We start from the raw sequence: 24,502 nt of genomic DNA on the forward strand, positions 1-24,502 counted from the left end.
AGCGCATGAAACTGAAAGCCATTTTCTCCAATCTGGCACTGGCGACAGCATTATCTGCTGTTGCGCTGTCAGCCGCACCGGCATTTGCTGCCGGAAAAATGACGGTATCCTCACCGCAGGATCCGGGCAGCTGGGATCCGATTGACACATTTTTGGTCAACTGGGCATCCGTTGCCACCAATATTTATGACGGTCTGGTCTATCGCGGCCCTGATCTGAAAATCGTTCCGGCTCTGGCGACCTCTTGGGAAGAGCTTGACGAAGGCAAACGCATCCGCTTCCATCTTCGTGAGAATGTAAAATTCCATAATGGCGAAGATTTCAACGCTGAAGCCGTAAAGTTCACTTTTGAACGCCTGCTCGGTGAAGAAGGCGGCAAGGGCCCGCAGCGCTCCAATTATGTTGCGATTGATAAAGTTGAAGTCATCGACGACAAAACCGTTGATCTTCACCTTAAAGATACTGATCCGGTTTTGATGATCAAGCTGGCTGGTTATGGTGCAATGATCGTGCCGCCAAAATATATTCAGGAAAAAGGCGATGATTTTTTCAACGCAAATCCTGTTGGCACCGGCCCGTTCAAGGTCACCAGCTACAAGCCAAAAGTCGGCATCCAGATGGAAGCATTTGCTGACCATTGGGGCGGCGCACCAAAGCTTTCAGAGCTCGAATATCGCTTCATCAGCGAGCCGGCAACGGCTGTTGCTGAATTGCAGGCCGGTCGCGTTGATCTCGTGATCCCGCCGACTATTCCAATCAGCATGATCCCGACCATTCAGAGCGACCCGAAGCTTGAAATCGTAACAACTGCTGGCCCGACCGTTCATTCTTTGCGCTTTAACACCCGTGACGGCATCACCGCTGATCCGCGTGTACGTAAAGCTTTGATCCTCGGCGTTGACCGCGACACCATCATCCAGTCCATTCTGGGCGGGCAGGCAGAAGCAATCGGCAGTCTGCAAGGCGCACTCTCTTTCGGTTATGATCCGGAACTGAAGCCGCTTCCTTATGATCCGGAAGCTGCGAAAAAGCTGCTTGCTGAAGCTGGCGTTAAACCAGGCGCAACTGTTCAGATCGACATTCGCGGTAATGACGCCACTTTGAACGAAGTTGTGCAGGCAATCTCCAGCTATTTGCAGATGATCGGCATTACAGCGACCATCAAGCCATATGAAACCAACGTATTGCTGAACGACATCATCCCGCAGGGTAAAACCGGCGCGATGTTCCAGCAGTCATGGGGCGGCTGGACATTCGATTATGATAATACGGCTTATTCCATGTATCACACCGGTGAAAAGTGGAACCCATATGATGATGATCCGAAGATGAATGAAATGCTTGAATCGCAGCGCGCGATCACTGACCGTGCCAAGCGTGAAGTTATTCTGAAGGACATTGCGAAATACGCAGCCGAACGCGCGTTGGAAATGCCGCTTTATAACCAAAAAGCAATTTATGGCATCAACAAACGTGTCAAAGATTTCGTACCGGCACCAGACAGTCGTCTGCGCCTCACCGAAGTCAGTGTTGACTAATTAAAAACAATACACCGCGCCGGTTATGATCGGCGCGGCAATTCCTTGATATTATAAAGGATATTCACTTTGGCCGGTTTTCTGATCAAACGAATTTTACAGGCGATCTTTGTCGTTATTATTGTGACACTGACCGTCGCTTTTGCAATCCGTCTGACCGGTGATCCGGCGCTGATGCTCACCCAAGGTGCAGGCAGTGTCACCGAGGCCGATCTGGAACGTATCCGTGAAGGTTTGGGGCTCAACCAGCCATTCATTGTGCAATATTGGAACTTTATTAAAGGCCTGTTCACGCTTGATTTTGGCCGCAGTTTCCTTGGCGGAACACCGGTCAATGTGCTCATTAAAGATGCGCTACCGGCCACTTTGAAACTCGCCTTTGCTTCGATGATTGTCTCCATCATCATTTCCATTCCGCTTGGTATTAAAGCTGCAACATCACGCGGCAAATGGGCAGATCAGCTGATCCGTATCCTATCGCTCGTCGGCTTGTCCTTTCCAAACTTCTGGCTTGCAACCATGCTGGTGCTTGTTTTTGCCGTCAGCGTACAATGGCTGCCGCCAAGTGGTATGAACGGCTTTGAAAGCTACATCATGCCTGCTGTCACAATGGGCATCATCCTCACCGCCACCAATGTGCGGCTGGTGCGTACTGCGATGCTCGAAACATTGCAGTCACAATATATCATGGTCGCGCGCGCCAAAGGTTTGAGTGAAAACAAAGTTCTCTACAAACATGCCTTGCGCAATTGCGCAATTCCACTGATCACTTATTTCGGCCTGCAATTTGGCGGCCTTCTCGGCGGCATCGTGGTTGTTGAGCGCGTCTTCAGCTGGCCGGGCATGGGAACGCTGGCTTTTGATGCCGTTTCCGGCCGTGATTACCCAGTATTGCAAGCTACCATCACCGTATTGTCGCTCCTGATTATCGGTGTCAATCTTCTGGTCGATATTGCCTATGGCCTTGTCGATCCACGCATCCGGACGGAGTAGAAAATGGCCGCGAAAACTTCCTCTTCCCTGCTGTTCTCCCGCCTTTTCAGCCTTGAGTTTATTTTAGGTGTTGGTCTTACAGCGATCATTTGTCTGGCTGTACTTTTTTCAGGCCTGCTGTTTCCAAACGGTGCCGATAAAATTGATCTGATGGCGCGTCTAACCCCGCCATTCACCAATATGGCACATATTTTCGGCACCGATCCGCTTGGCCGTGACGTGCTGGCGCGCGTGGTCACAGGCGGTAAAATCTCGCTGATGGTCGGTTTTATTTCCGTGGCTGGCGCTGTTGTTTTCGGCGTGTTGATGGGCTTGATTGCCGGTTATTACCGCGGCTTTTGGGATATGCTGGTGATGCGTTTTGCTGATGTGCAGCTGGCGCTCCCGTTCATCCTGCTGGCCATTACCTTTATCGCCATTGTCGGCGGTGGTCTGGTCAATACCATTATCTTGCTGATTGTCTCGCAATGGGTGCAATATGCCCGCCTTGTGCGCGGCTCGGTTCTCGCACTGCGTGAACGTGAATTTATCCTTTCCGCCCGTGCAATCGGTGTAAAGGACTGGCGCATTATTTTCCAGCATTTGCTGCCTAATCTGCTTGGCCCTGTTATCGTATTGATGACACTCAATGTCGCCAATAATATTTTGCTGGAATCCAGCCTGACATTCTTGGGTCTCGGCGTTGATCCGACCATTCCAAGCTGGGGCGGTATGCTGGCTGATGGCCGCACCTATTTGCAAACCGCATGGTGGGTGAGTGTATTCCCGGGCTTAGCAATTTTGCTAACCGTTCTTGGTCTTAACCTTCTGGGCGACTGGCTGCGTGACAGCCTTGACCCGACAGGGAGAACATCACGATGACCACTATTTGCGAAAAAAGCTTTGAGCGCAGCATTGATCAGTTGCAGGCATTGTGTGCAGAGCCGGCAATGCAGGGTGCCACACTTGAAGCATGGCTTTTTGACGATAGACAAAGCCGTGAAGCAACCGAGAAAAAGCTGCAAGCCCTTGGCGTAAAAGCCAAATTGCACAGCGCCTATAAGCCACTCGTGCATTTCTTTGTTGAGGATGTCGATTGTAGCACTTTATCAAAAGTGTCGATCGCTTATCCTGCCCATGACGCTTGTGCGCCAAACCGCTTTTTGCTGGAAACCTATCCGCTCACCAAACTGGCAGGCAGTGCCACTGTCGATTTTTCACCATCCGGCAAGCAAGATTTTATCTATTCGGTTGCGTTGACCTATCAGGATGGCCGCACAGAGAACCACGAAATCTTTGCACCAAACCGTGTCCATCCGGATGCGGTCGGTGAAACGCTTTTATCACCAACTGGCTGGTTAAAAATTACCCGCAAAGATGGCACCACATCAGAGCGTTTTGAAACAGATTATGAAAAACTGTTTTACGCAGGTATTGCCTCTGTCATCAACCATCCATGGGGCGATAGCGAGCCGTATTTTGACGAGCTGAACATCTCGGTACGCCTGCCGGCTCAGGATGAAAAACTGGACTACGCCGAAGAAGCGATCAGCCTGAGCGAAGCTTTGCACGAGGATTTTTATTTCTCGTTGCTGGAAGTTTTTCAGAAAAAATCAGGCCGTCCACTGGGTGATCGCGGGCTGCAACCGGGACAAATTGTGCCGGAAATTACTTACGCAGATCAAAACCCATCGATCTGCATTACTCTTCGCCCGCTTTCGACCAATAATGCGACTGGCCACAATCAAAAACTCGAAACCGCGCAAGCGCCTTTATATGCCGCGCAAATCAGTGATGAATTATCAGCACTCGGCGGCGAGGTTTTTGAAAGCCAATCCCGCTCAGGCCGCACAGTCCATGGCCGCTATATCGAAGGCAGCGATCAGCCAATGATTATCAGTGCGGGTCAACACGCCAATGAAACAACCGGTGTTGTGGGCGCATTGCGCGCCGCACATCAGCTGAAAGCACGCGGCTCAGCGCATTTTACTATTTCGCCGCAAGAAAATCCGGACGGCTACGAGCTGCATCGCCGTCTATGCGCAGATAATCCAAAACATATGCACCATGCAGCACGTTATACTGCAATGGGTGATGATCTGGAATATCGCAGCGTTGAAAATAACGGCGATAAGCTCTGGGAAAAAGCCATTCGCCTGCAAGCCGAAAAGCTCACAGGCGCAAAGCTGCATGTGAATTTGCATGGCTATCCATCACATGAATGGACGCGCCCGCTTTCGGGCTATGTGCCGCGCGGTTTTGGCATGTGGACATTGCCAAAAGGCTTTTTTCTGATTGTCCGCCATCATAGTGAATGGGCGCAGCAATCAGAAGAACTGGTTGATCATGTCACCCGCCATTTAGCGTCTATTCCAGGGCTTGTTGATTATAATAATGCGCAAATTGCATTGTTTGAAAAACATGCGGGCGAAACAGGATTCCGTATTATTAACGGTTTTCCATGCCTGATTGGCGTCGATGACCGTCATATGGTGCCAATGACATTGATTACCGAATATCCGGATGAAACCATTTATGGTGATGATTTCATCCGCGGTCATACAGCACAGATGGAAACTGTGCTATCAGCCTATGACGCGTTGCAAAATTTAACGGCATAAATAAACATAGCCACCAATAGATAATAAAAAAACCGGCGGTGATAGCACCGCCGGTTTTTTGTCATTCTATACAGATTAATCAGGCCTTAGAACGACGCCCGATACCCAGCAGCTGATACATGATCAGAGCTGCGAATGTAGATGTACCGATACCACCGAGCGAGAAGCTACCAATGGTAATCGTGAAATCACCTGCACCAAAGATCAGTGCGACAGCGACGGTAAAGAGGTTACGCGGATCAGAGAAATCAACCTTATTGACAACCCAGATACGTGCCATTGCCGAGGCAATCAAACCAAATACAGAAACAGCAAGACCAGCCAACACCGGTGCCGGAATGGTTTGCAGAACCGCACCAAATTTCGGCGACATACTCAACGCCAATGCTACAACCGCTGCAATCACAAAAACCAATGTCGAGTAGACTTTAGTCATTGCCATCACACCGATATTTTCCGCATAAGTCGTCACACCAGTACCACCGCCGGAACCAGAAATCATGGTCGCAAGACCATCACCAAGGAAACCGCGACCGATATAACGATCCATGTTTTGACCAGTGATTGAACCCAATGCTTTGATATGGCCAAGATTTTCTGCAACCAATACGATGGCAACCGGTGCGATCAACGCAATTGCAGGCCAGCTGAATTCAGGCTTGGTAAAATGCGGCAGACCAAACCATGCTGCATTTTGCACAGAAGCAAAATCAATACCGTTAATCAGACCAAAGCCATTACCGAGTATCAAAACCAGCAAATAGCCAAAAACCAGAGCAAGCAAAACAGCAATACGGCGAGTTGAACGCGGGCCATAGGCCGAGATCATTGCCATACACAACACTGTTAAAAGCGCGATCGTGATATGCGCGCCAGTACCTTTGAGCTGATTAACTGCAACAGGTGCCAGATTAAGACCAATCGCAACACCAATCGCACCGGTCACCGCTGGTGGCATCAGCTTTTCAACCCAACCGGTGCCAACCCCCATGACGATGAGACCGATCAGTGCATAAATCGCACCGCAAGCGATAATACCGCCAAGTGCAAGCGCTATATTAGCATTCGGACCAGTACCAGCATAACCAGTTGCAGCTATCACCACAGCGATAAATGCAAAAGAAGAGCCGAGATAGCTTGGAACGCGACCGCCGGTTATAAAGAAAAACAGCAGCGTACCAATGCCCGAAAAAAACACCGCTACATTGGGATCAAATCCCATAATGAGCGGTGCAACAATTGTAGAACCCGACATTGCCAACAAATGCTGAATTCCCATAGGAACCGCAGCGGACGTCGGCAATCGTTCATCTGGTAAGACCGTGGCGTTATTTGTCAGGCGCCAGGTGGGAAAATAGGCCATCTTGTCCCCCAAGTTAAGGCATGTCGTGGAACGAGCCGAATAGCTTTCCAGGACGATAGGTATAAAAATAAACAGAATACTTTAACTGAACATTGCTAAACGCAACGAATTGTCGTGTAAACGACCTTGTATATCCGGCATTAGAATTTATTTCCAGTAGAGCATTTTTTATTCACCGTTTAATTTAACAACAACACGTCTGAATGGCCTATGAGGCTACTCTTTAATCATTCACATATGTAGCCAGTGCTTCACCGGTTGCTAACGCGGCAGTTTAGTTCTTCCGGTTTTTGCAGGCTCCAATATGAAACGGCTCCAGTCATAAAACTGAAGCCGTTTTTATTTAAACGCGCAGCAAACAATCAGAACCGATAATTAATACCGAGTTTGATCTGATCAATTCTTGGCTTGCTGTCCCATTTATAGATCCCACCATTCAGCTCCGGCGTTTCAAAGCTACCCTTTCGCAAGTTGGTGAAACTATATTCGCCACTGATACTGATATGCTTTGTCATTGCATATTCAACACCGCCCCCAATACTCCAGCCACTTAACCGGCTTTTGTCCGAAACACCTGCCCACACAAGCTCGCCATCGATACGGCGTGCGCGTCGGTAAGTGCCCTCCATATCTGCGACTGCATAACCAGCTTTAGCAAAAATGAGCACATCGCTTATGGCATAGCCAACACGGGCATTCACGCCAGCGATCCAGTTTCCTTCAACTTTGGCGCCTTGAATACCGGTAATTGCCATATCCATATCACTTTTCAGCTTCGAATATTCGCCCCCAATACCTACCACTAAATTATTGGCAAACTGATAATCATAACCTAAATGCAAACCCGCAATTGTTGTGTCCGCATTGCCAAAATTATAATCCTGTGCGTTTTCCCCATTCGTTGTAAAATCAGCCATCTGATAGCTGCTTGTACCACCGCCCAGATGCAAACCAGCATAGAGCCCGCTCCAGTCATGTGCATTTGCATTGTCGAGATCGGCCCAGCCTTTAAGCGATGATGGCGAGAAATCAGTCGTAAAACCAATACGCAGCGTACGTCCCGGTGACGGAATACGGGTGAGGCTTAATGGTTCGACATAATAAACATCTGTCAGATTTTCGACAGCAAAGCTTAATTTAGCGGCTTCCGATAATTTATAAGTCGCCCATAAATCCACGAGCGTGTACGGCTTCCACGGAATTTGTGCGATCATACTGGCACCACCTGCATCTGGTGTCTGCGCATCGGCTGCGCGTGGCCCGATATGTGAAACACGACCGCTAAGAGAAAGGCGTTCATCCAGCAATGTCTGGCTTAAAGTCAGGCTTACCTGATATTCAGGCGGAACATAGTTGGTTGCATAGTCACTGGCGAGCGAAGAATGCGCACACGTGTCACGCGTGATACAATATTCAATATTGGTGTAATAAGAACCTGCCAGCTCGGCTGAAAAACCACCCTGTTCATAACGCGCTGAAAGATCAATACCTGCCATTTTGGCCTGATCAATATTGCGGATGAGCATATTACGGCCACCCTTCAGCGTACGGTTGATATAATTATCAATCGTGCTGTCGAAATAGCTTACTTTGAAACGCACACTATCATCATTGTTGAAAACAGCATCACGGGTAAAGTTGGTTCCGATTTCCCATGTTTTTGAAGTTTCAGGCTTCAAATCCGGATCAACAATTGTCGCAAACCCACCGCTGGCTTCAAACAGAGAAGGCAAGCGCGAGGCATTTTTATAACTTCCGTAAACATTCCAGCCTTCATAAGGGGTGACTGTCATGGTCGTGGAATAATCGAAAGCGCCGTCTTTTTGTTTCGGGTCTGTGTTGCCTTCTGCATTATTTTGCGCACTAAAACGATGATAGCGCATTCCGCCATCCAGTTTCAGCCAATCAAGTGCTTGCCAGCCCGCATTGGTAAAAGCCGATGCTTCCCAGCGCTCGCCATTGCGTGGTGCTACATTGGTGCCAAACTCGACCGGTTTTGTTTCCTCATAAAGATAAGACAAACCATATTGCAGACTTACATCGCCAACGGATGTGGCAAAGCGTGACGTATTGGAAATATCCGTGCCGCGCATCTGCGATTTTTTGGTGATCGACCCATCAACGGCATGGGTTTCTTCATCAAGCCAGCTTCCCCATGCATTCCAGCGAAGATCAATCAGATCATTGTCCGGATTCCAGCGATAACGGCTGGTATAGGTATTCACCAGAATATGTGAGGGATTGCGCTGATAGGTATTGTCGCGGTCAGTGGCCAGCTCAATCGCATATTGCTCACCAAACTTGCTGTCATAACGTGAATAACCCAGATCAAGCGTATGATCATCGCCAAAACGGAAAGTGGTTTTCAAAAGACCGGAATAAATATCCTGCGAAGTGTTTAAAACCTCTTCACCGGGCAGATAGATGGACAAGCCCTTTTTATACCAGTCCAATTCGCAATAACGGCCTGCATCCGGATCGCAATCTGCCAAAGAAGGCGCATTGCCACCTTTTTTACCTGCATGATAATTTCCGGAAACACGGCGCGAAAAACCACCCACAATATCAAAATTTTCACTCTTTCCGGCCAGCACAATACTGGCTGAGCCGGAATTAAGATTAAACAGACCCGGCCACCCTACCTTATTTTCCGGCAAAGCCCATAAATAATCTTTGGTTTCTCGTTCGCCCGACATCGCATGGTGTCGTTTTGAAAGTTCCGACCAAGGAGAGCTTGTATTGCTGCTGCCTTCGATTTTCATACGCGCGCCGAAAGCCTCGCCTTCTGGCACTATATCGTCAGCATTCAGCGTGCGCATATTGACCATGCCGCCAATGGCACCGGCACCGGCAGCATTGGTGCTCGGGCCTTTCTCAACGGAAATACCGCCGATAAAATCAGGATCGATGAATGTAGAATTCGCAATACCCTGATAGCCGCGATACATAGAGGTCGAATTTTGTGCGCCATCAACAGTGACCGGCACACGACCCTGCCCCTGCAGCCCGCGAATATTAGCATCAATACCGCCACTGGCTCGGGCTTGCCCGGAATAAACACCGGGGGCGTTTTTCAATAGGTCAGCAGGGCTGGTTCCTTTATAGCGTTCAATCTGCTCCGCATTGATATAGGCGCTGGAATCCGATGATTTATAAGGTAAATCAATATTCAAACGCGGTGATGTGCCGGTCACGGTAATCACATCCAGCAAGACAGAACCGTCATCAGCCACGCCTGCCGCTTGCTGATCTGCCTGTATTAATGCCGCACTTGCTGCCCCCGTCATGCGGACTGTCAAGCCAGTGCCGGCAATCATTTTTTGCAAGGCAACAGCTGGCGCCATTTCACCTGATACGGCATTGACCTTCAATGTGCGCCCGATAGCAGGCGGATAACCAACCTGCCAGCCTGTTTTAAGGCTGAAAGCATCGATGGCCGATGTCAAAGGCTGTGCAGCGATGGCAAAATGCACTGATTGGCTGGTTGATTGCGCATAGGCTGGCGCCACAAAAGCACCCATACTACCCGTCAAAATTGTCGAAGCTAATAATATAAACGGCACATATAAACAGTGTTTGTCACTTGTTGTTTTTTTGGCCCTACCGTGTCGCGGCTTAGTCATATGAGATTTCATTTCAGCAACCTTTAACGCTCATACAGGCGCTGTTGAACATACACATGTAACCGCACCCCCTAATGATAAAGACGTTCGGTTTGGCTGCCGTCACAAATAAAGTTGAGCTTTTATCGCAAGATAATAATATTGGCTGGTAAATGCGTTATTTTCAGCCCCGAAACGGCTGCTAATGTCGTAATAGCAGCCTCCGGCGCATCAATGCGATAATTGCCGGAAACCAACGGCAAAGCCGACACATCAGCCCAAAGAATAACAGTACCGGCATAATAGCGCTGCAAATTAGCCAGCGCATCAGCAAATGGCCTGTCGTGAAAAATAATCCGGCCATCTTTCCATGCCAGCATAGAAGAAAGATTGACCGTCTCTTTCGCCAATAAATCAGTGTTTGAAGCTTCAATGGCTTCACCGGCATTTAATGTCTCAAGCTTTTCGGGCTTATTTAAAGACTGCACTTCGACACGACCGCGTTCCAGCACAATGGCATCTTTTTCGCTATTCGTACGTACAGAAAAAGCAGTGCCGGTGACTTTCACATCTGTATGCTGACCACGGACAATAAACGGGCGATTTTCATCATGAGCTACATCGAAATAAGCTTCGCCTCGCAGCAAGTTGATACGGCGTGTTTCATGCTCAAAATCAACTGCAACAGCGGATCCGGTATTTAATAACATGGTGGAGCCGTCAGACAGGTTAACAACCTGCTGCTCACCATAAGAGGTTCGATAATCAGCCCGCCACCAGATTGTGAGATTATTGAACTGCCAGCCAGCCAGTAAAATCAACGAAAGGCTTGCAAGCATCATGCCAGCCATCAATCGTGCAGGGAAAAATGATCCTTTTTGAAGAACTGGCTGACGGGTTTCTTCCCGCAACCGCATATCTTCAAGCGTTGCTTGTTTTAGAGCATCAAAGCCATATAGTTTAGTGAGTTGCAGATAGGCTTTTTCATGCATGTTATCAGCCTTGAGCCAAAGTTGAAACGCATGTCTTAAATCCGCATCGTCTTCTTCTTTCAAACGCATAAACCAATCCAGCGCTTCATCTTTAACGGCTGATGAAACGGGAATATTGCGCATATCAGACGCATTATTTTGGCCAGAGATTGTCAAATTGATAATCCGTTTTTCAACGGCTGCTTAAGCCCTGATATGTTGTTCAAATGGAATATCATCTCAATTGTTCTCAAAGCGCTCTAAGTAATCACGGCAATAGCCGATTACTAATTTAATATCATTATAAACCGTGTTGCGGGAAACGCCCAACCGGTCAGCAATTTCCTGATAAGTCAGTTCTTCCACATATGAAAGTGCCCAGGCTTCACGCGCTCTAAGCGGCAATTCACTCAGTGCTTTTTCAAACAGTTTACGCCGCTCACATTCAATTGTATTGTCTTCTGCATTGGGTGCATCATGAGGAATATTTTGTAATTTTTCATCACTCACATCGGCATGGTAAAACTGCCCGCGAAAGCGGTTACGCCGATTATGATCCAGCGCCAGATTGCGAGCCGTTTGAAAAATATATTGCTCTAAATGGTCGATGCGACGGTTTGCCAAAGCCTGATGGGTTTTTAGATAGGTTTCTTGTGCCAGATCTTCAGCCGCTTGCTGATCCCGCACTATACGCCGCAAAACCCATAATAATGAGCGTTTATGCTGCGCAAAAAGAGCATCAAGCAATGCCGACATAATCGCACTCACGATTGCATGACCATTGAATTAAAGAGTGCAATATTATCTCTGCTTTCAACTGTTAATAGCTCAATTGCATTTAGCAAAATAAACATGATTTAAATAGTCAATATTTTATTTTCGCATAATTGCAACATAATATGATAAATTTAATCATATTATGTTGCTCCCGCCTAAATTCTTGCTAAAAAGAATAGTCTTATCAAATAATTGGTGCCGATTTTCCTGCACCATCGTTAGCATTTCAGGTCAGAAACGACTTTGATGCTCATTGTCCCGATTGAAAGGTTACTGTGTGAATATGTCAGATACCCCAGCACCAAGCCGTCCCAAGTTGCCTGAGTGGACATTGACTGTCGTCGAAGCATTCAATGTGACACCGAAAATGCGACGTGTGGTCGTTACAACCGATAATTTTGAAGACTTTAACTATCAAGCTGGTCAAGCGCTGGTCATGCAAATCCCGCTTGGCAATGGTGAAACCGGACGACGGGATTATACAATCCGTGCGCTTGATAAAGCGAAAAAGCACATAGCTTTGGATTTCGTGCTGCATGGCAGCACCCCTGCCCCGACATGGGCAGGCAATGTAAAAGCCGGTGACACCATCACCGCCCGCGGCCCCCGTGGACGCACCGTATTCAACCCGTCGGCAGATTGGCATTTGCTGACAGGCGACGAAACCTGCATTCCTGCAATTTTGCATATTATTGAAACAATGCCTGCCGGCACACGCGCTTTTGCCTTTATTGAAGTGGGAAATGCCGAGGAACAGCAGCCTTTTGCAACGCAAGCAGATGCTAAGGTTGAATGGATCAATCGTGAAGGTCTGCATGCGGGCCCAAGTTCAATCATGCTGGATCAGGTCAGCGCCTTTCAATTCCCTGAAGGCACGGGTCACGCCTATCTGATCGGCGAGACAAGCAATGTGCGCGCACTGCGTCACCATCTGATTGACCGTGGCTTTAACCGCAACCAGATCGCCTCAGAGGGCTATTGGCGCCCGGGTCGCGTTGGTGGACATGATCATGTTGATGACTAAAGGCAATTAACAAAAATAAGAGCGCATTTATGATGATCATAAATGCGCTCTTATTAAATTTAACCGACACTTTAAAAGCTGGCAAATTCGTCCAGCTCTTCATTTCAAAATTAGTTTTTTAAATAAAGCGACTGACTGACCAAGCCTTTATGAAAGCCGATAAGGGTTGTCAGATAGCGATCACTATCCTTGCCGACATAGTGCAAAAAGCCTTCATCTTCAGGCAAATGATCGGCATTATCAGCGATAATCATTGCGCCTGGCCGTAAGTGCTTTTCCAGCATCATCAAAATATCCAGATAGAGATCTTTTGAACCATCCAGAAACAGCAGATCAATGGGTGCATTGATCGATTGCAATGTTTCCCGTCCGTCACCGCTCAAAATCTCTGCGTAAGAAGAAAGACCTGCATCCTGCAGATTATCACGCGCTTTTTGTGCTTTGTGTGCATGATATTCCGAGCCCGTTACATTGCCGCCATTTTCTGCTGCCGCCGCGGCCAGATAGAGCGTTGAAATACCAAAGGATGTTCCGAATTCTACGATATTACGGGCATTCAGAGTACGAGCAATTGTATAAAGATAGGCTCCCATGCGCGGGCCGATCGATAAATATTGCGTTTTATGCGCTTCCGACGTGCGGAAATCACGATTATAAACCGGAACGTCCGATTGAGCATTCATTTGTGCGGTAAAACTTTCCCGCGCCAGCCGTGCGGCCTGATGTTCACGTTGTATAATCGCCGCCACTTTCGGTTGTTTTAATACACACTCCATCGCACACACCTCTTTTAAAATTTAAACTAAATTGTCAAAACAACAGGACATTGACGCACCGGATGCGGCAGCACATGCACATTTTGCCGATACACTTTTTCAAGCATGTCTTTTTGGAGCACGTCCCACGGCGTCCCTTCAGCTGCAACCTTGCCCTGACTAAGCAAGATGATCCTGTCTGCATAAGCCGCAGCGAGATTAAGATCGTGCAAAACAGCCACCACTGTGGCTCCCGCTTGCGCCATGTCTCGCGCTATCGTCAAAACCCGCTCCTGATGGCGTAAATCAAGTGCTGCGGTCGGTTCATCCAGCAACACAACCGGAGTTGCCTGCACCATTACGCGTGCAAAGGTAGTGCGCGCCTGTTCACCACCGGATAATGTCTGCGCATTGCGATAAGCCATATGGTCAATTTCTGTCGCCAGCATTGCCTCATCAATAGAGGCTTGATCTTCATCGGGCGGCAAATCACGAAATGCCCGTCCCATAGCAACAACTTCACTAACATTATAGCCAAAACGGATCACGGAACCTTGCGGAAAAACTGAACGGATTTGTGCCAGAGCATGAACTGAATAGCTGTTTACCGGTTTTCCATCGAGAATAACGTCACCTGCATCAGCCTTACGATCAGCCGCAATCACCGATAGCAATGTGGATTTTCCTGCGCCATTCGGCCCCACAAGCGCTGTCAGTGTCCCTTTTCCACATTGCGCACTCACATCTTCCAGCAGTGTTTTTTCACCAGCGCGAACGGTTACATTTTTAATGTCGATCATTCTTGTCCGCCTCGCGCTTTACTGCTGCGATAAATCATCCAGAGGAAGAACGGCCCGCCGAGAGAGCCCATAATCACACCGATCGGAACCTCTGATGGCGGATCGAGGGTACGCGCGGCCAAATCCGCCAGCATAACCAGCAATGCGCCCCCTGCTGCTGAAAACGGAATGAGCAAACGGTGCGCCGGCCCGATCATCAAACGAAATAAATGCGGAATAACCAGCCCGACAAAGCCGATTGTACCGCTAAAGGAAACGGCTGCGGCTACAAGCAAAGCTGTCACAAAAATCAGTTTGCGCCGCAAAACAGTAACGTCAACACCTAAATGTCGCGCTTGTCGCTCGCCAAGTGCCAACAGATCAAGCGGGCGCGACCAACGATAGAGCAACCAAATACCAACCACCGCAGGCGGCAAAGAAATTGCAACCGTAATCCATTTGGCACCGGACAAAGACCCCATCGACCAGAATGTCAGGCTTTGCAATTGTTCGGCAGTGGCCAGATAAGTGAGATAACCGGCAAAAGCACCGCCAATAGCATTGACCGCAATACCTACCAGCAGGAGTTTTGTATTATCGCCGCCATCCTTGCCCGGTCGGGCTAAAGCATAAATCAGAAAAGTTGTTGCGACACCTGCCACAAAAGCACCGATTGGCAATGTCCAAATTCCAAAAGTTGAAATTTGCAAAACAACGACAATGATCGCCCCCAATGATGCGCCGCTGGAAACCCCAACGATACCCGGATCAGCAAGCGGGTTGCCAAACAAGCCTTGCATGGCAGCACCACAAGTGGCCAAACTGGCACCTACAATCATGGCGGTAATAACGCGCGACAAGCGCAAATCCCAGACAACAGCTTCATTCAACCGCCCGATATCGTCACTTTGTACCGATGCTATGCGGGCATAAAGAGCATTGATAACATCGGTAAGCGAAAGAGAAACAGCACCAATCGCTATTGAGCTGAAAAATGCCAACACTAAAAACAGCCCGACAAGTACGGCAAATAATACACGATGATCGGCAGGCTTTTTTACAACAGATTTCGAAGTCATGGTTTGACAAACATTTCCTGTAAAGCCGAAGCCAGTGCTTTTGTTGCAATACCACTTGAAGCAGCATCCGCACGCACATGTAGTTCGCGCATGACAATCACATTCCGCTGACGTCCCGCAGGCGTTTGATCAATGCCCGGATAAGAGCCCCAAATCCCATCGATACCGCCAAAGGAAGCAATTTCTTTTTCCGAGATCAGAATGACATCCGGTGCCATCATAATCATGCCTTCCGGTGTTACCGGCCGGTAGCGATCACGCCCGACTTCCGCCGCCGCATTCAGTGCCCCGACCCGTAAAATCAGATTATGGATGGCCGTTTCTGCACCGCCAGCAGTAAAGCTGGTGCCTGCACCCATTTTGGATGCGTGCACAATCCGCAATTTGCGTCCATCAAGCAAAACAGGCTCAATCGCTGCATAGTCAGCTTCGATAGCAGCATTCAGTTTCTCGCCGCGCTCTTCCAGTTTCAACAATGCAGCAAGACGTGAGACCTTCTCTGTTGCGGGTAATGTGCGGTCAATCATGGCGGTTTGCACGCCAACGCTCTTTAAACCATCCAGCACACGCTGACTGGTGATACTTGATGCAACGACCAAAGCCGGTCGCAGTGCCAGCACACCTTCGACACCTGCCCATTCACGTATTTTATGAGGGGTGTTCTCAATACCGGGAAGATCAATGTCGGCGGGACGCGCCAAAATAAGGTCGGCAGCACCCAGTGCCACCGCAACCTCAACAAGATCGGCACCAATCAATACGATATCCGGCTTATCTGAAGGCTCTATCGCCTCTACCGGTTTATATAATGGCGGATATGGAACCGCATCAGCAATATTGAGCGATGCAGAATATGCTACATTTGAAAACAAAGCGGCAGAAACACATAAAACACTGACAAGTCGCAATATAATCATAGGGTATCCCTCTGAAGCAAAAAAGCACGCCATCGGCTGACAGCGTGCTTGTAAAGAATGATTAGAAGGATGTTCTTGCGCCCAGCCAGAACCGGCGGCCATCTTCAATATATTGATAACTGTTCGTGCGATCAGGATTATAATTTGTCTTATTGGTAATATTATAAACCGCCGCATTCACAGTGAAATGCTCATTAACCTGCCATGATAATCCGGCATCAAAAGTCAGCAGATCACCAGCACTCTCGTTCATCGGATTGCTGCCACCGCCCCAGTTAACGCCCTGATTATCTTTGCTGCGATAATTTGCACGCACATATGTGCCAAGGTCTTCATGCGCCTGCCAGTCCAGCTTGGCCGACACCACATGACGCGGTGTGGCGACAGGCGCCAATCCGTCAGCCTGACCGAGCGGGAACCCATAAATATCAATACCAGCGGTCTTCATGTTGGATTTGGTATATGTATATGTACCACTCAGCGCCACATCATCCGTGATGCCCCAGCGGGCGGCAAGCTCAACGCCCTGAATAACAGCTTCAGGCACATTGAAATACACACTCATCGGGCGACCATCCGCTCCTGCCCAGCAACCTTTATCAGTTAACGGCTGACCATTTGGTGCATTCAGACAGCGTGAACCGCTATTGGCAATCTTGTTCTTATAAGTGGTGTGGAAGTAAGTCGCATTAGCGGTGAAATTATCGAGATTATCGTAATAAATACCGATTTCTTTATTCACGCTGGTTTCAGGCTTCAGGTCAGGGTTGCCCCATGTTGTCGCACCACCTTGCTGACCATTGCCAATATAAGGCACATATTCCTTCATCGTCGGGGCAACAAAACCAGTCGCTACCCCCCCCTTGATTGCCCAGTTTTCAGTTGGCTGCCAGTTTGCATAAAGACGCGGCGACAGCTGATCACCAAAGATCGAGTTATTATCGTAACGCACACCACCGGTCAGAGCAAAACTGTCAAAAACTCTCCACTCGTCTTCGACAAACAGTGCCCATTGATCAACTTCTGCCACCAATTGGCCGGTTGCTGGTGCCCCATTCGGCAATGGAGGCAGTTGGCCATTGCGCATGCCGCCAATATCCAGTTTTTGTCTGCGCCACTGGCCACCGATGCTCACCATATGGCTTTCACCCACAGGCGCTACAAAGCTGCCATCAATCGTGTGGTTAGAAACGGAAGGCATCCAGCTATCTGGGGCACCCGCTGTGAACGCATCACGGGACGCTTCATCATAAATATAAGAGAATTGTGACGTTCCGAGATCCCAGCGTCCGGTATGCGCAAATGTGTAACTTTCGCGCTTATAATCCCGCTCAAACTCTTTATCCGCGGGCTTGATGCTCATGCCCGGCTCCGCCCAATAACGCTGACGGCTGCGATGCGCTTCCAGCATAAAGTCGTGATTTTCTGTCGGCGTGAACCACAATCTGGCAGTACCGTTCAGATTATCTTCCTTGTTAAAACCGCCAATAATTTCATCTTCATCGCGAATTTTTTTATAACCCCAGACCTGCAATCCAAGTGTATCGGCGATCAGTGGCCCGTTTAAATAAAAATCACCCTGCTGTGAGTTGCCGGAGTGAGAATTACCTTGCACTGTCATGTCCGCGCCAAGCGATCCGGTCCATTTATCAGCGACTTTACGGGTAATGATATTAATAACGCCGCCCATGGCATCAGAACCATAGCGGGAGGACATTGGCCCACGTACGACCTCAACACGCTCAACCGCACCAATAGGCGGCATCCAGTTATCTTCAACGGAATTGCCGGATTTTGGGTTTAATTCACGGGTGCTGTTTTGTCTGCGACCATCAACCAAGATCAAGGTGCCTGAACCCGGCATACCGCGAATGGAAATATCACCATTATCACCGCCGATCATCGTTACGCCTTCAACGTGGCGTACGGCATCAATCAGAGAACGATAAGGCTTTTTCTCCAGTTCCTCACGCGGAATAACGGTCACACTGGCAGGCGCCTCAACAACTGACTGCGCGAAACCACCGGCCGTCACGGTAATCGTATCCAACACTATAGCATCGGAGGCAACCGTCTCACCAACAGCAGTGCTCTGCTGTTCACCGGTAATAAAAACCGTGCCTTCAGGGCTGATATCAAAAGAAAGATTTGTCCCTTTCAGCAAACGACTTAACGCAGCCGATGGCGTAAAACTTCCATTCACACTTTGAGACGAAAGCCCTTGCGTGACAGAAGATACCAGTGAAATCTGCAACCCTGCCTGACGTCCGAAACTATTCAGCGCATTTGCCAATGGTTGCGCCTGAATATTAAACTGTTTTTCAGCCGAAACCTGATTGGCTGCACCCTGAGCCAAGGCACTGACAGGAGATAAAACAACCATACTGGTGCCAACCAGAGCTGTTGTTATGAACAGTTTGGCTGCGAGCTTTTTCAAACGCTTCGTATTAATAAAGCCAGACGGACGAATATGAGCCTGCGACACCATTTGTCTTTAATCTCCGGTATAATATTTTGGGCACAAAATATGCATTCAGAGAGTAAGACGATCTGCTCGAAAATATTTTTCACGAAACAGCAAATTAATTATTTCGGTTGATCACCCGCAAATAAGGCGACACCGAACTGACCGTGCCACCATAAGGCTGCACCAAAGCGCGTAATGCGCGATCCGGTTCATTCAGATTATAAAGGCCGGTTACACGCTCTTCACCAAGCGACTTATCTGCAAGCGCAATCCATGCCGGATGGTAGCGTTGCAATTCTTCAATAACCGAGCGCACGGTTACATCTTCAACGAAGAAATAGCCTTTTCGCCAACCTGCAATGTCATCAAGACTGATTGTCGAACGGGAAAAACGATCAGAACCGTTTTCAAGCACCACTCTCTCCCCCGGCAATAACCGCTCAGGCTGCTGCTCATGATGCAAGCGATCACGAACCTCAACCACACCACGCTCCAATGAAACCGCAGTGCCAGTCTCTGTAAGTTTAACATCAAAAGCGGTGCCAAGAACAGAAACTTCTGCCTCACCTGCAAAGACCAGAAAAGGCCGCGACGCGTCTTTGATCACGTCAAAATAAGCCTCACCCCGCAACAAGCGTATATGCCTTGTTGTTTCACTGATATTCACCGCAATGGCGCTGTCGGCAGCCAGTGTTAATGTGCTGCCATCTGCCAATAATATAGTTTCCGTCTGCGCATTGGCCGTTCTGTAATCCGCCTCAAAACGCAATATCAACACGGGTGCGGCAAAAAACAGTATAACCGCAGCTGCAACACTCAAAGCAGAATATTGTACTTTCCTCCAGCCGGACATTTTGGGAGATTTATGCGGCTTTATAGTCTGCACAGGCTTGAATAAATCGTCATGCGGGACAGCATGCTGGTCAAGCCAAAGATTTTCATAGACAGGCTCGGTATGCCCCATCAGCGCCCAAACCTGTTGGGCTTTCTGCCACGCCTCTGAGTGCGCGTCAGATTGCTCAAGCCACGCTTTAAATTGTTGTGACAAAGCAGGATCGCTCTGCGGATCCTGCAATCGCAGTAACCAATCTATCGCTTCATCCAATAGAATATCTGGCTTGATGCCTTGTCCCAAAGAAAATTCCTGCCAGAGTAATCGTTAACAATATGACAGCCTCTATAAACCGCCACGGTATTTCGCGTAAAGACACGACACTGTTATTTTATCGGTATGATCAGTGCTTGGAGTGATCCAACTCAGACGCGATAAGCACCATAGCAGATCGGATATAGCGATGCACTGTCGCGACTGAAATATCCAGCTGGACGGCAATTTCATCAAGGGTAAACCCGCCAAACCGGCTCATTTCCACGGCTATGCGCGCCTCAACGGGTAGTGTCTGTAAAATGCGGGTTACTGTTTTGATCTGGTCGCATAGCAAGACGGTTTGTTCCGGTGTTTCTTCTGCACGCGACACAATCCAAAATGGCGGACTGCCTTCGGCCTCTCGTTTTTCAATTTTCTTGCGCTTGAGAACATCAAAAGCCAGATTACGCACAATTCGATATAAATAGCTCAGTGTCTGATCAGATGAATTAATACGTGTTTTCGCCGGCATGTAGCGGATAAAAGCGTCCTGAACGATATCTTCTGCGGCTTCACGCGAGCCAAGTATCGGCGTTGCATAGTCAATCAACTTTGACCGATGGGCAAGAAACACGCAATTGGCCACATCTGACTCTACCATTATTTGTCGAACCCCGGCGGCAATTGTACAAATATCACAATAGGTTATGCCTAATGGATATTCTCATTAAACAATGGATGAGAGCATGATTTAACCCTCACCACAAAGATGATTATTATAGTCATATTAAAATAAAGCCAAGGAAATTTGTTAGATAACAGAAGGAACCCATAAACGGGTGATTTTTCCTGCTCTATCCAGCGCCTATGACGCGTCAGTGTGTGAAACTTAATTCCGCGTTTTTCACTGGCAAAAGATTGAATAAATTAAAAAAAGCCGCTGATACAGCGGCTTTGTTTAGCGTCTAAAGCCCTCACTCGCGGCCATTAGATTTTTTGTATAATCTTGAACCACATTGCCTGTTTCCAAATCTTTTGAATTCAGCTCTTCAACAATTTGCCCGTTGCGCATGACAGCAAGGCGGTCACACATATGATTAACCACCGCCAGATCATGGCTGACCATAATAAAGGTCAGATTATAATCGCGGCGAATTTGCTCAAGCAAATTAAGAACCTCCGCCTGAACAGAGGCATCAAGAGCAGAGGTTGGCTCATCCAGCAGCAAAATACGCGGCTCAACAATTAAGGCACGCGCAATAGCAACACGCTGGCGCTGACCACCCGAAAGCTGGTGTGGGTAGCGAAAACGAAAACCGGAGCCAAGCCCCACTTCGTCCAGTGCCCGCACAATTTTTTTATCAGTATCTGCAATGCCATGAATGGCGAGAGGCTCAAGCAAAAGCCGGTCAATCGTTTGACGCGGGTGAAGTGAACCATAAGGATCTTGAAAGACCATCTGCACCTGACGATAAAAATCTTTATCGCGCGGTGTCGGCAACAACTGACCGTCAATGCTGATCTCGCCATGCTCAATAACTGCCAGACCAGCAATTGTGCGCAAGAGTGTGGATTTACCCGAACCAGACTCCCCTACCAAGCCATAAGATTCACCATTTTTAACACTGATGCTCACATCATTGAGTGCCTGATAGTGATCGAAATAAACATCGACTTCTTTGACATCAATTGCATTGGGTTGCATATCTAAAGTCATTGTTTCCATGCCTCTTGTCTTTGCAGGATTGGCAGAGGATGGCGATCAGCGCCAATTTTAGGCATGCAGTTTAATAATCCTTGCGTATAGGGATGCTTGGCATTGGCCAGATCAGAAGCAGCTAATTCCTCAACAATGCGCCCTGCATACATCACGATCACACGGTCGCAAAAAGAAGAGACAAGACGCAGATCATGACTGATAAAAATCAGCCCCATACCACGCTCTGAAACCAGCTTGTCGAGAATTGATAAAACTTCCAGCTGAACAGTCACATCAAGGGCAGAAGTTGGTTCATCTGCAATGAGTAATTCAGGCTCAGCAACAAGCATCATCGCGATCATAACACGCTGCCCCATGCCGCCTGAAACTTCATGCGGATAAAGCTTTAAAACTCGTTCCGGATCACGGATTTGAACGGCTTCAAGCATATCTAAAGAACGCTTACGCGTTTCTTCACGACTATAACGTTTATGCGCGTTCAGGGTTTCTGCTATTTGACGCCCGATTGTCATAACCGGATTGAGTGAATATTTGGGATCTTGCAAGACCATCGCAATGCGGCCACCGCGCAAATCACGCCTTTGCTTAGCTGATGCTTGCAGCAAGTCGACCCCATCAAATTGCAGTTTCTCGGCCGTGATTTTGGCATGATGAGGTGTGAGCCCCATGATCGCACGTCCGGTTTGTGATTTACCTGAACCGGATTCCCCCACAATGCCTAAGCGTTCACGCCCGAGGGTGAAAGATACACCCCGCACCGCTTCAATATCGCCGGTCCTGCTTGGATAAGTGACTTTGAGATTTTCAACAGACAATAATGGTTTCATTGATTATTGCCTCGCGGATCAAGCGCATCACGCAGGCCATCGCCCAGCAGATTAAAGCCGAGGCTGACGATAAGAATTGCAATACCGGGCATGGCTGCAACCCACCATTGGTCAAGAATAAACCGGCGACCGGAAGCAATCATCGCGCCCCATTCCGGCAAGGGTGGCTGTGCACCAAGGCCAAGAAAGCCAAGACCGGCAGCGGTCAGAATAATGCCTGCCATATCCAATGTCACACGCACAATCAAAGACGAGGTACAAAGAGGCATAATATGTCTGATAACAATACGGCTTGGTGATGCGCCCATCAGACGAACCGCCGAAATATAATCAGAGTTACGGATGGTCAGGGTTTCTGCGCGCGCAATACGAGCATAAGGAGGCCAAGATGTAATAGCGATAGCGATAATCGCATTTTCAATGCCGGGCCCCAAGGCGGCAACAAATGCCAAAGCCAGAATAAGCTTCGGAAAAGCGAGGAAAATGTCCGTCACGCGCATCAAAACGGCATCGACCCAGCCGCCAGCATAACCCGATATTGTGCCAACCAACAGGCCGATCGGTGCTGCAATGATTGCAACCAGCAGAATAACATAAAGCGTAATGCGGGAACCATAAATAAGACGGGAGAGAATATCACGCCCTTGATCATCCGTGCCAAGCCAGTAGCCATCAGTGCCCGGCGGTAACAGCCGTGCATTCGCCAGATTACCGACATATGGGTTATGCGGCGCAAGCATATTGGCGAAAATCGCAACCAATATTAAGCCAATGATGATAAGCAAGCCAATGACAGCAAGCTTGTTTGACGTAAACCGCTTCCAGATTGTGTAGCTGCGGCCAAGTCTAGCCTGCATACGCGACTGTGGCCGCTCGGATAAGAGCCACTCACGCAGTGACTGTTTATGCGTTTCAGTTATTTGACTCATCGTGAACGTGTCCTTGGATCAAGAACCCGATAAAGCAGATCTGAAAGCAAGTTGATGGCAATAAAAACGGAGCCGATAATAATGGTTCCGCCCAAAACTGCATTCATATCCGCATTTTGTAGCGAGTTGGTGATGTACATGCCTAAGCCTGGCCAAGCAAAAACGGTTTCTGTTAAGACCGAGCCCTCAAGCAAGCCGGCATAGGAAAGCGCAATAACAGTAACCAGTGGAACGGCAGCATTGCGCAAAGCATGTCCCCAGATGATTTTTGTTTCAGTGATACCTTTGGCACGAGCGGCGGTAATATATTCCTGATCAAGCTCATTCAGCATGAATGAACGCGTCATACGGCTAATATAAGCCATTGAAAAATAACCAAGAAGCGCCGATGGCAATATGATATGACGCATCACGTCTTTTAATACGTCCCATTGCCCCTGTATGATCGCATCAAAGATGTAGAAGCCAGTAATCGACGTGAATGTATATTCAAAAACAACATCCAGACGCCCCGGGCCTGCGACCCAGCCTAACTTGGCATAAAACACAAGAAGGCCAAGCATACCAAGCCAGAATATCGGTACAGAATAACCGAAAAGCCCGATGATACGTACGATCTGATCCGTTAGCGTGTCGCGTTTAACCGCGGCCAAAACACCAAGCGGAATACCAAACACAGCACCGATAATTGTGCCGACGGTAGCAAGCTCCATTGTGGCGGGAAACACACGCCGAATATCCGTCATAACCGGATTTGTCGTTAAAACAGACGTGCCGAAATCCCCTTGCAGCACCCCTTTAACATACATAAAAAACTGCTGGTAATAGGGCAAATTCAAGCCCATTTCATTGCGCACGCGCTCAATCACATGCTGTGGTGCACGATCACCAACAATTGCCAGCACGGGATCAATAGGAACAACACGGCCGATAAAAAAAGTTACCGCCAGAAGCCCTAAATATGTGGTCACAACAATAATCAGAAAACTGGCTATTGAAGCGGTCAGGACATAGGCGCGCGATGGTGCGCGCCTTGTCCTTGTTCTGGTTACGACTGCTGTCACAATAATTGTC

20 protein-coding genes are annotated in these 24,502 nt (G+C 48.4%); 5 read left to right on the plus strand and 15 right to left on the minus strand.

From position 1 onward, the window contains the following. Nucleotides 1-5: 5 nt before the first annotated feature. From ABDZ76_RS12240 to ABDZ76_RS12255, 4 genes are all read left to right on the plus strand, one after another. On the plus strand, nucleotides 6-1,538 hold the full coding sequence (locus ABDZ76_RS12240) for an ABC transporter substrate-binding protein (RefSeq protein ID WP_343805888.1): 1,533 nt from the start codon (nucleotides 6-8) through the stop codon (nucleotides 1,536-1,538). Between the two features lie 69 nt (nucleotides 1,539-1,607). After that, nucleotides 1,608-2,531, plus strand: a complete 924-nt coding sequence (locus tag ABDZ76_RS12245; protein WP_343805890.1) for an ABC transporter permease — start codon at nucleotides 1,608-1,610, stop codon at nucleotides 2,529-2,531. Between the two features lie 3 nt (nucleotides 2,532-2,534). After that, entirely contained in the window at nucleotides 2,535-3,392 is an 858-nt protein-coding gene (locus ABDZ76_RS12250; RefSeq protein ID WP_184222071.1) for an ABC transporter permease, read from the plus strand. After that, a complete protein-coding gene (locus ABDZ76_RS12255) occupies nucleotides 3,389-5,131 on the plus strand; it encodes a M14 family metallopeptidase (protein WP_343805893.1) in 1,743 nt (580 codons plus the stop codon). The genes ABDZ76_RS12250 and ABDZ76_RS12255 overlap by 4 nt, the downstream gene beginning before the upstream one ends. A gap of 79 nt (nucleotides 5,132-5,210) precedes the next feature. Here ABDZ76_RS12255 and ABDZ76_RS12260 read toward each other — a convergent pair whose 3' ends face one another. From ABDZ76_RS12260 to ABDZ76_RS12275, 4 genes are all read right to left on the minus strand, one after another. After that, the gene (locus ABDZ76_RS12260) at nucleotides 5,211-6,494 is read right to left on the minus strand and encodes a solute carrier family 23 protein (protein WP_343805895.1); all 1,284 of its coding nucleotides are present in this window, start codon (nucleotides 6,492-6,494) and stop codon (nucleotides 5,211-5,213) included. A 362-nt stretch (nucleotides 6,495-6,856) separates the two neighbouring features. Then, a complete protein-coding gene (locus tag ABDZ76_RS12265) occupies nucleotides 6,857-10,015 on the minus strand; it encodes a TonB-dependent receptor domain-containing protein (RefSeq protein WP_343805898.1) in 3,159 nt (1,052 codons plus the stop codon). 224 nt (nucleotides 10,016-10,239) lie between these two features. After that, a complete protein-coding gene (locus ABDZ76_RS12270; RefSeq protein ID WP_343805900.1) occupies nucleotides 10,240-11,244 on the minus strand; it encodes a FecR family protein in 1,005 nt (334 codons plus the stop codon). A gap of 63 nt (nucleotides 11,245-11,307) precedes the next feature. Further along, nucleotides 11,308-11,823, minus strand: coding sequence for an RNA polymerase sigma factor (locus ABDZ76_RS12275; RefSeq protein WP_343805902.1), 516 nt, complete (start codon nucleotides 11,821-11,823; stop codon nucleotides 11,308-11,310). Nucleotides 11,824-12,127: 304 nt separating this feature from the next. On the opposite strand from ABDZ76_RS12275, the gene ABDZ76_RS12280 reads away from it, so the two are divergent. Beyond that, on the plus strand, nucleotides 12,128-12,868 hold the full coding sequence (locus tag ABDZ76_RS12280) for a siderophore-interacting protein (protein ID WP_343805904.1): 741 nt from the start codon (nucleotides 12,128-12,130) through the stop codon (nucleotides 12,866-12,868). 110 nt (nucleotides 12,869-12,978) lie between these two features. On the opposite strand, the gene ABDZ76_RS12285 is transcribed toward ABDZ76_RS12280, so the two are convergent. From ABDZ76_RS12285 to ABDZ76_RS12335, 11 genes are all read right to left on the minus strand, one after another. Next, nucleotides 12,979-13,644 carry an O-methyltransferase gene (locus tag ABDZ76_RS12285; RefSeq protein ID WP_343805906.1) on the minus strand — a complete coding sequence of 222 codons (666 nt, stop codon included), beginning with the start codon at nucleotides 13,642-13,644 and terminating at the stop codon, nucleotides 12,979-12,981. A gap of 26 nt (nucleotides 13,645-13,670) precedes the next feature. Then, complete coding sequence (locus ABDZ76_RS12290) at nucleotides 13,671-14,423, minus strand: heme ABC transporter ATP-binding protein (protein WP_343805908.1); 753 nt, start codon at nucleotides 14,421-14,423, stop codon at nucleotides 13,671-13,673. Then, nucleotides 14,420-15,481, minus strand: coding sequence for a FecCD family ABC transporter permease (locus ABDZ76_RS12295; protein WP_343805910.1), 1,062 nt, complete (start codon nucleotides 15,479-15,481; stop codon nucleotides 14,420-14,422). Before ABDZ76_RS12295 ends, ABDZ76_RS12290 begins: the two co-directional genes overlap by 4 nt. Next, on the minus strand, nucleotides 15,478-16,398 hold the full coding sequence (locus ABDZ76_RS12300) for an ABC transporter substrate-binding protein (RefSeq protein ID WP_343805912.1): 921 nt from the start codon (nucleotides 16,396-16,398) through the stop codon (nucleotides 15,478-15,480). The genes ABDZ76_RS12295 and ABDZ76_RS12300 overlap by 4 nt, the downstream gene beginning before the upstream one ends. Before the next feature lie 61 nt (nucleotides 16,399-16,459). After that, nucleotides 16,460-18,886 carry a TonB-dependent receptor domain-containing protein gene (locus ABDZ76_RS12305; RefSeq protein WP_343805914.1) on the minus strand — a complete coding sequence of 809 codons (2,427 nt, stop codon included), beginning with the start codon at nucleotides 18,884-18,886 and terminating at the stop codon, nucleotides 16,460-16,462. A 94-nt stretch (nucleotides 18,887-18,980) separates the two neighbouring features. Beyond that, entirely contained in the window at nucleotides 18,981-20,000 is a 1,020-nt protein-coding gene (locus ABDZ76_RS12310) for a FecR family protein (RefSeq protein WP_343805916.1), read from the minus strand. Nucleotides 20,001-20,100: 100 nt separating this feature from the next. After that, nucleotides 20,101-20,613 (minus strand): RNA polymerase sigma factor, encoded by a 513-nt coding sequence (locus tag ABDZ76_RS12315; protein ID WP_343805918.1) that lies wholly within the window; start codon nucleotides 20,611-20,613, stop codon nucleotides 20,101-20,103. A gap of 297 nt (nucleotides 20,614-20,910) precedes the next feature. Further along, nucleotides 20,911-21,657 carry an ABC transporter ATP-binding protein gene (locus tag ABDZ76_RS12320; RefSeq protein WP_374844626.1) on the minus strand — a complete coding sequence of 249 codons (747 nt, stop codon included), beginning with the start codon at nucleotides 21,655-21,657 and terminating at the stop codon, nucleotides 20,911-20,913. Nucleotides 21,658-21,665: 8 nt separating this feature from the next. After that, nucleotides 21,666-22,499 carry an ABC transporter ATP-binding protein gene (locus tag ABDZ76_RS12325; RefSeq protein ID WP_343805922.1) on the minus strand — a complete coding sequence of 278 codons (834 nt, stop codon included), beginning with the start codon at nucleotides 22,497-22,499 and terminating at the stop codon, nucleotides 21,666-21,668. Further along, nucleotides 22,496-23,428: a nickel transporter permease gene (gene nikC, locus ABDZ76_RS12330; RefSeq protein WP_343805924.1), complete on the minus strand. Its 933-nt coding sequence runs from the start codon at nucleotides 23,426-23,428 to the stop codon at nucleotides 22,496-22,498. The genes ABDZ76_RS12325 and nikC overlap by 4 nt, the downstream gene beginning before the upstream one ends. After that, on the minus strand, nucleotides 23,425-24,435 hold the full coding sequence (locus tag ABDZ76_RS12335; RefSeq protein ID WP_343805951.1) for an ABC transporter permease: 1,011 nt from the start codon (nucleotides 24,433-24,435) through the stop codon (nucleotides 23,425-23,427). Before ABDZ76_RS12335 ends, nikC begins: the two co-directional genes overlap by 4 nt. Between the last annotated feature and the right edge of the window lie 67 nt (nucleotides 24,436-24,502).

Origin of the sequence: Paenochrobactrum glaciei (genome assembly GCF_039522165.1) — a bacterium.
GTDB lineage: Bacteria > Pseudomonadota > Alphaproteobacteria > Rhizobiales > Rhizobiaceae > Paenochrobactrum > Paenochrobactrum glaciei.

Bases quoted from the DNA above. Each gene is read 5' to 3' on its own strand.
- ABDZ76_RS12290 (WP_343805908.1), bottom strand. From the start codon at position 14,423: ATGATCGACATTAAAAATGTAACCGTTCGCGCTGGTGAAAAAACACTG.
- ABDZ76_RS12260 (WP_343805895.1), bottom strand. From the start codon at position 6,494: ATGGCCTATTTTCCCACCTGGCGCCTGACAAATAACGCCACGGTCTTA.
- ABDZ76_RS12285 (WP_343805906.1), bottom strand. From the start codon at position 13,644: ATGGAGTGTGTATTAAAACAACCGAAAGTGGCGGCGATTATACAACGT.
- ABDZ76_RS12250 (WP_184222071.1), top strand. From the start codon at position 2,535: ATGGCCGCGAAAACTTCCTCTTCCCTGCTGTTCTCCCGCCTTTTCAGC.
- ABDZ76_RS12320 (WP_374844626.1), bottom strand. From the start codon at position 21,657: ATGCAACCCAATGCAATTGATGTCAAAGAAGTCGATGTTTATTTCGAT.
- ABDZ76_RS12275 (WP_343805902.1), bottom strand. From the start codon at position 11,823: ATGTCGGCATTGCTTGATGCTCTTTTTGCGCAGCATAAACGCTCATTA.
- ABDZ76_RS12305 (WP_343805914.1), bottom strand. From the start codon at position 18,886: ATGGTGTCGCAGGCTCATATTCGTCCGTCTGGCTTTATTAATACGAAG.
- nikC (WP_343805924.1), bottom strand. From the start codon at position 23,428: ATGAGTCAAATAACTGAAACGCATAAACAGTCACTGCGTGAGTGGCTC.
- ABDZ76_RS12240 (WP_343805888.1), top strand. From the start codon at position 6: ATGAAACTGAAAGCCATTTTCTCCAATCTGGCACTGGCGACAGCATTA.
- ABDZ76_RS12315 (WP_343805918.1), bottom strand. From the start codon at position 20,613: ATGGTAGAGTCAGATGTGGCCAATTGCGTGTTTCTTGCCCATCGGTCA.
- ABDZ76_RS12280 (WP_343805904.1), top strand. From the start codon at position 12,128: ATGTCAGATACCCCAGCACCAAGCCGTCCCAAGTTGCCTGAGTGGACA.
- ABDZ76_RS12295 (WP_343805910.1), bottom strand. From the start codon at position 15,481: ATGACTTCGAAATCTGTTGTAAAAAAGCCTGCCGATCATCGTGTATTA.
- ABDZ76_RS12300 (WP_343805912.1), bottom strand. From the start codon at position 16,398: ATGATTATATTGCGACTTGTCAGTGTTTTATGTGTTTCTGCCGCTTTG.
- ABDZ76_RS12265 (WP_343805898.1), bottom strand. From the start codon at position 10,015: ATGGGTGCTTTTGTGGCGCCAGCCTATGCGCAATCAACCAGCCAATCA.
- ABDZ76_RS12325 (WP_343805922.1), bottom strand. From the start codon at position 22,499: ATGAAACCATTATTGTCTGTTGAAAATCTCAAAGTCACTTATCCAAGC.
- ABDZ76_RS12255 (WP_343805893.1), top strand. From the start codon at position 3,389: ATGACCACTATTTGCGAAAAAAGCTTTGAGCGCAGCATTGATCAGTTG.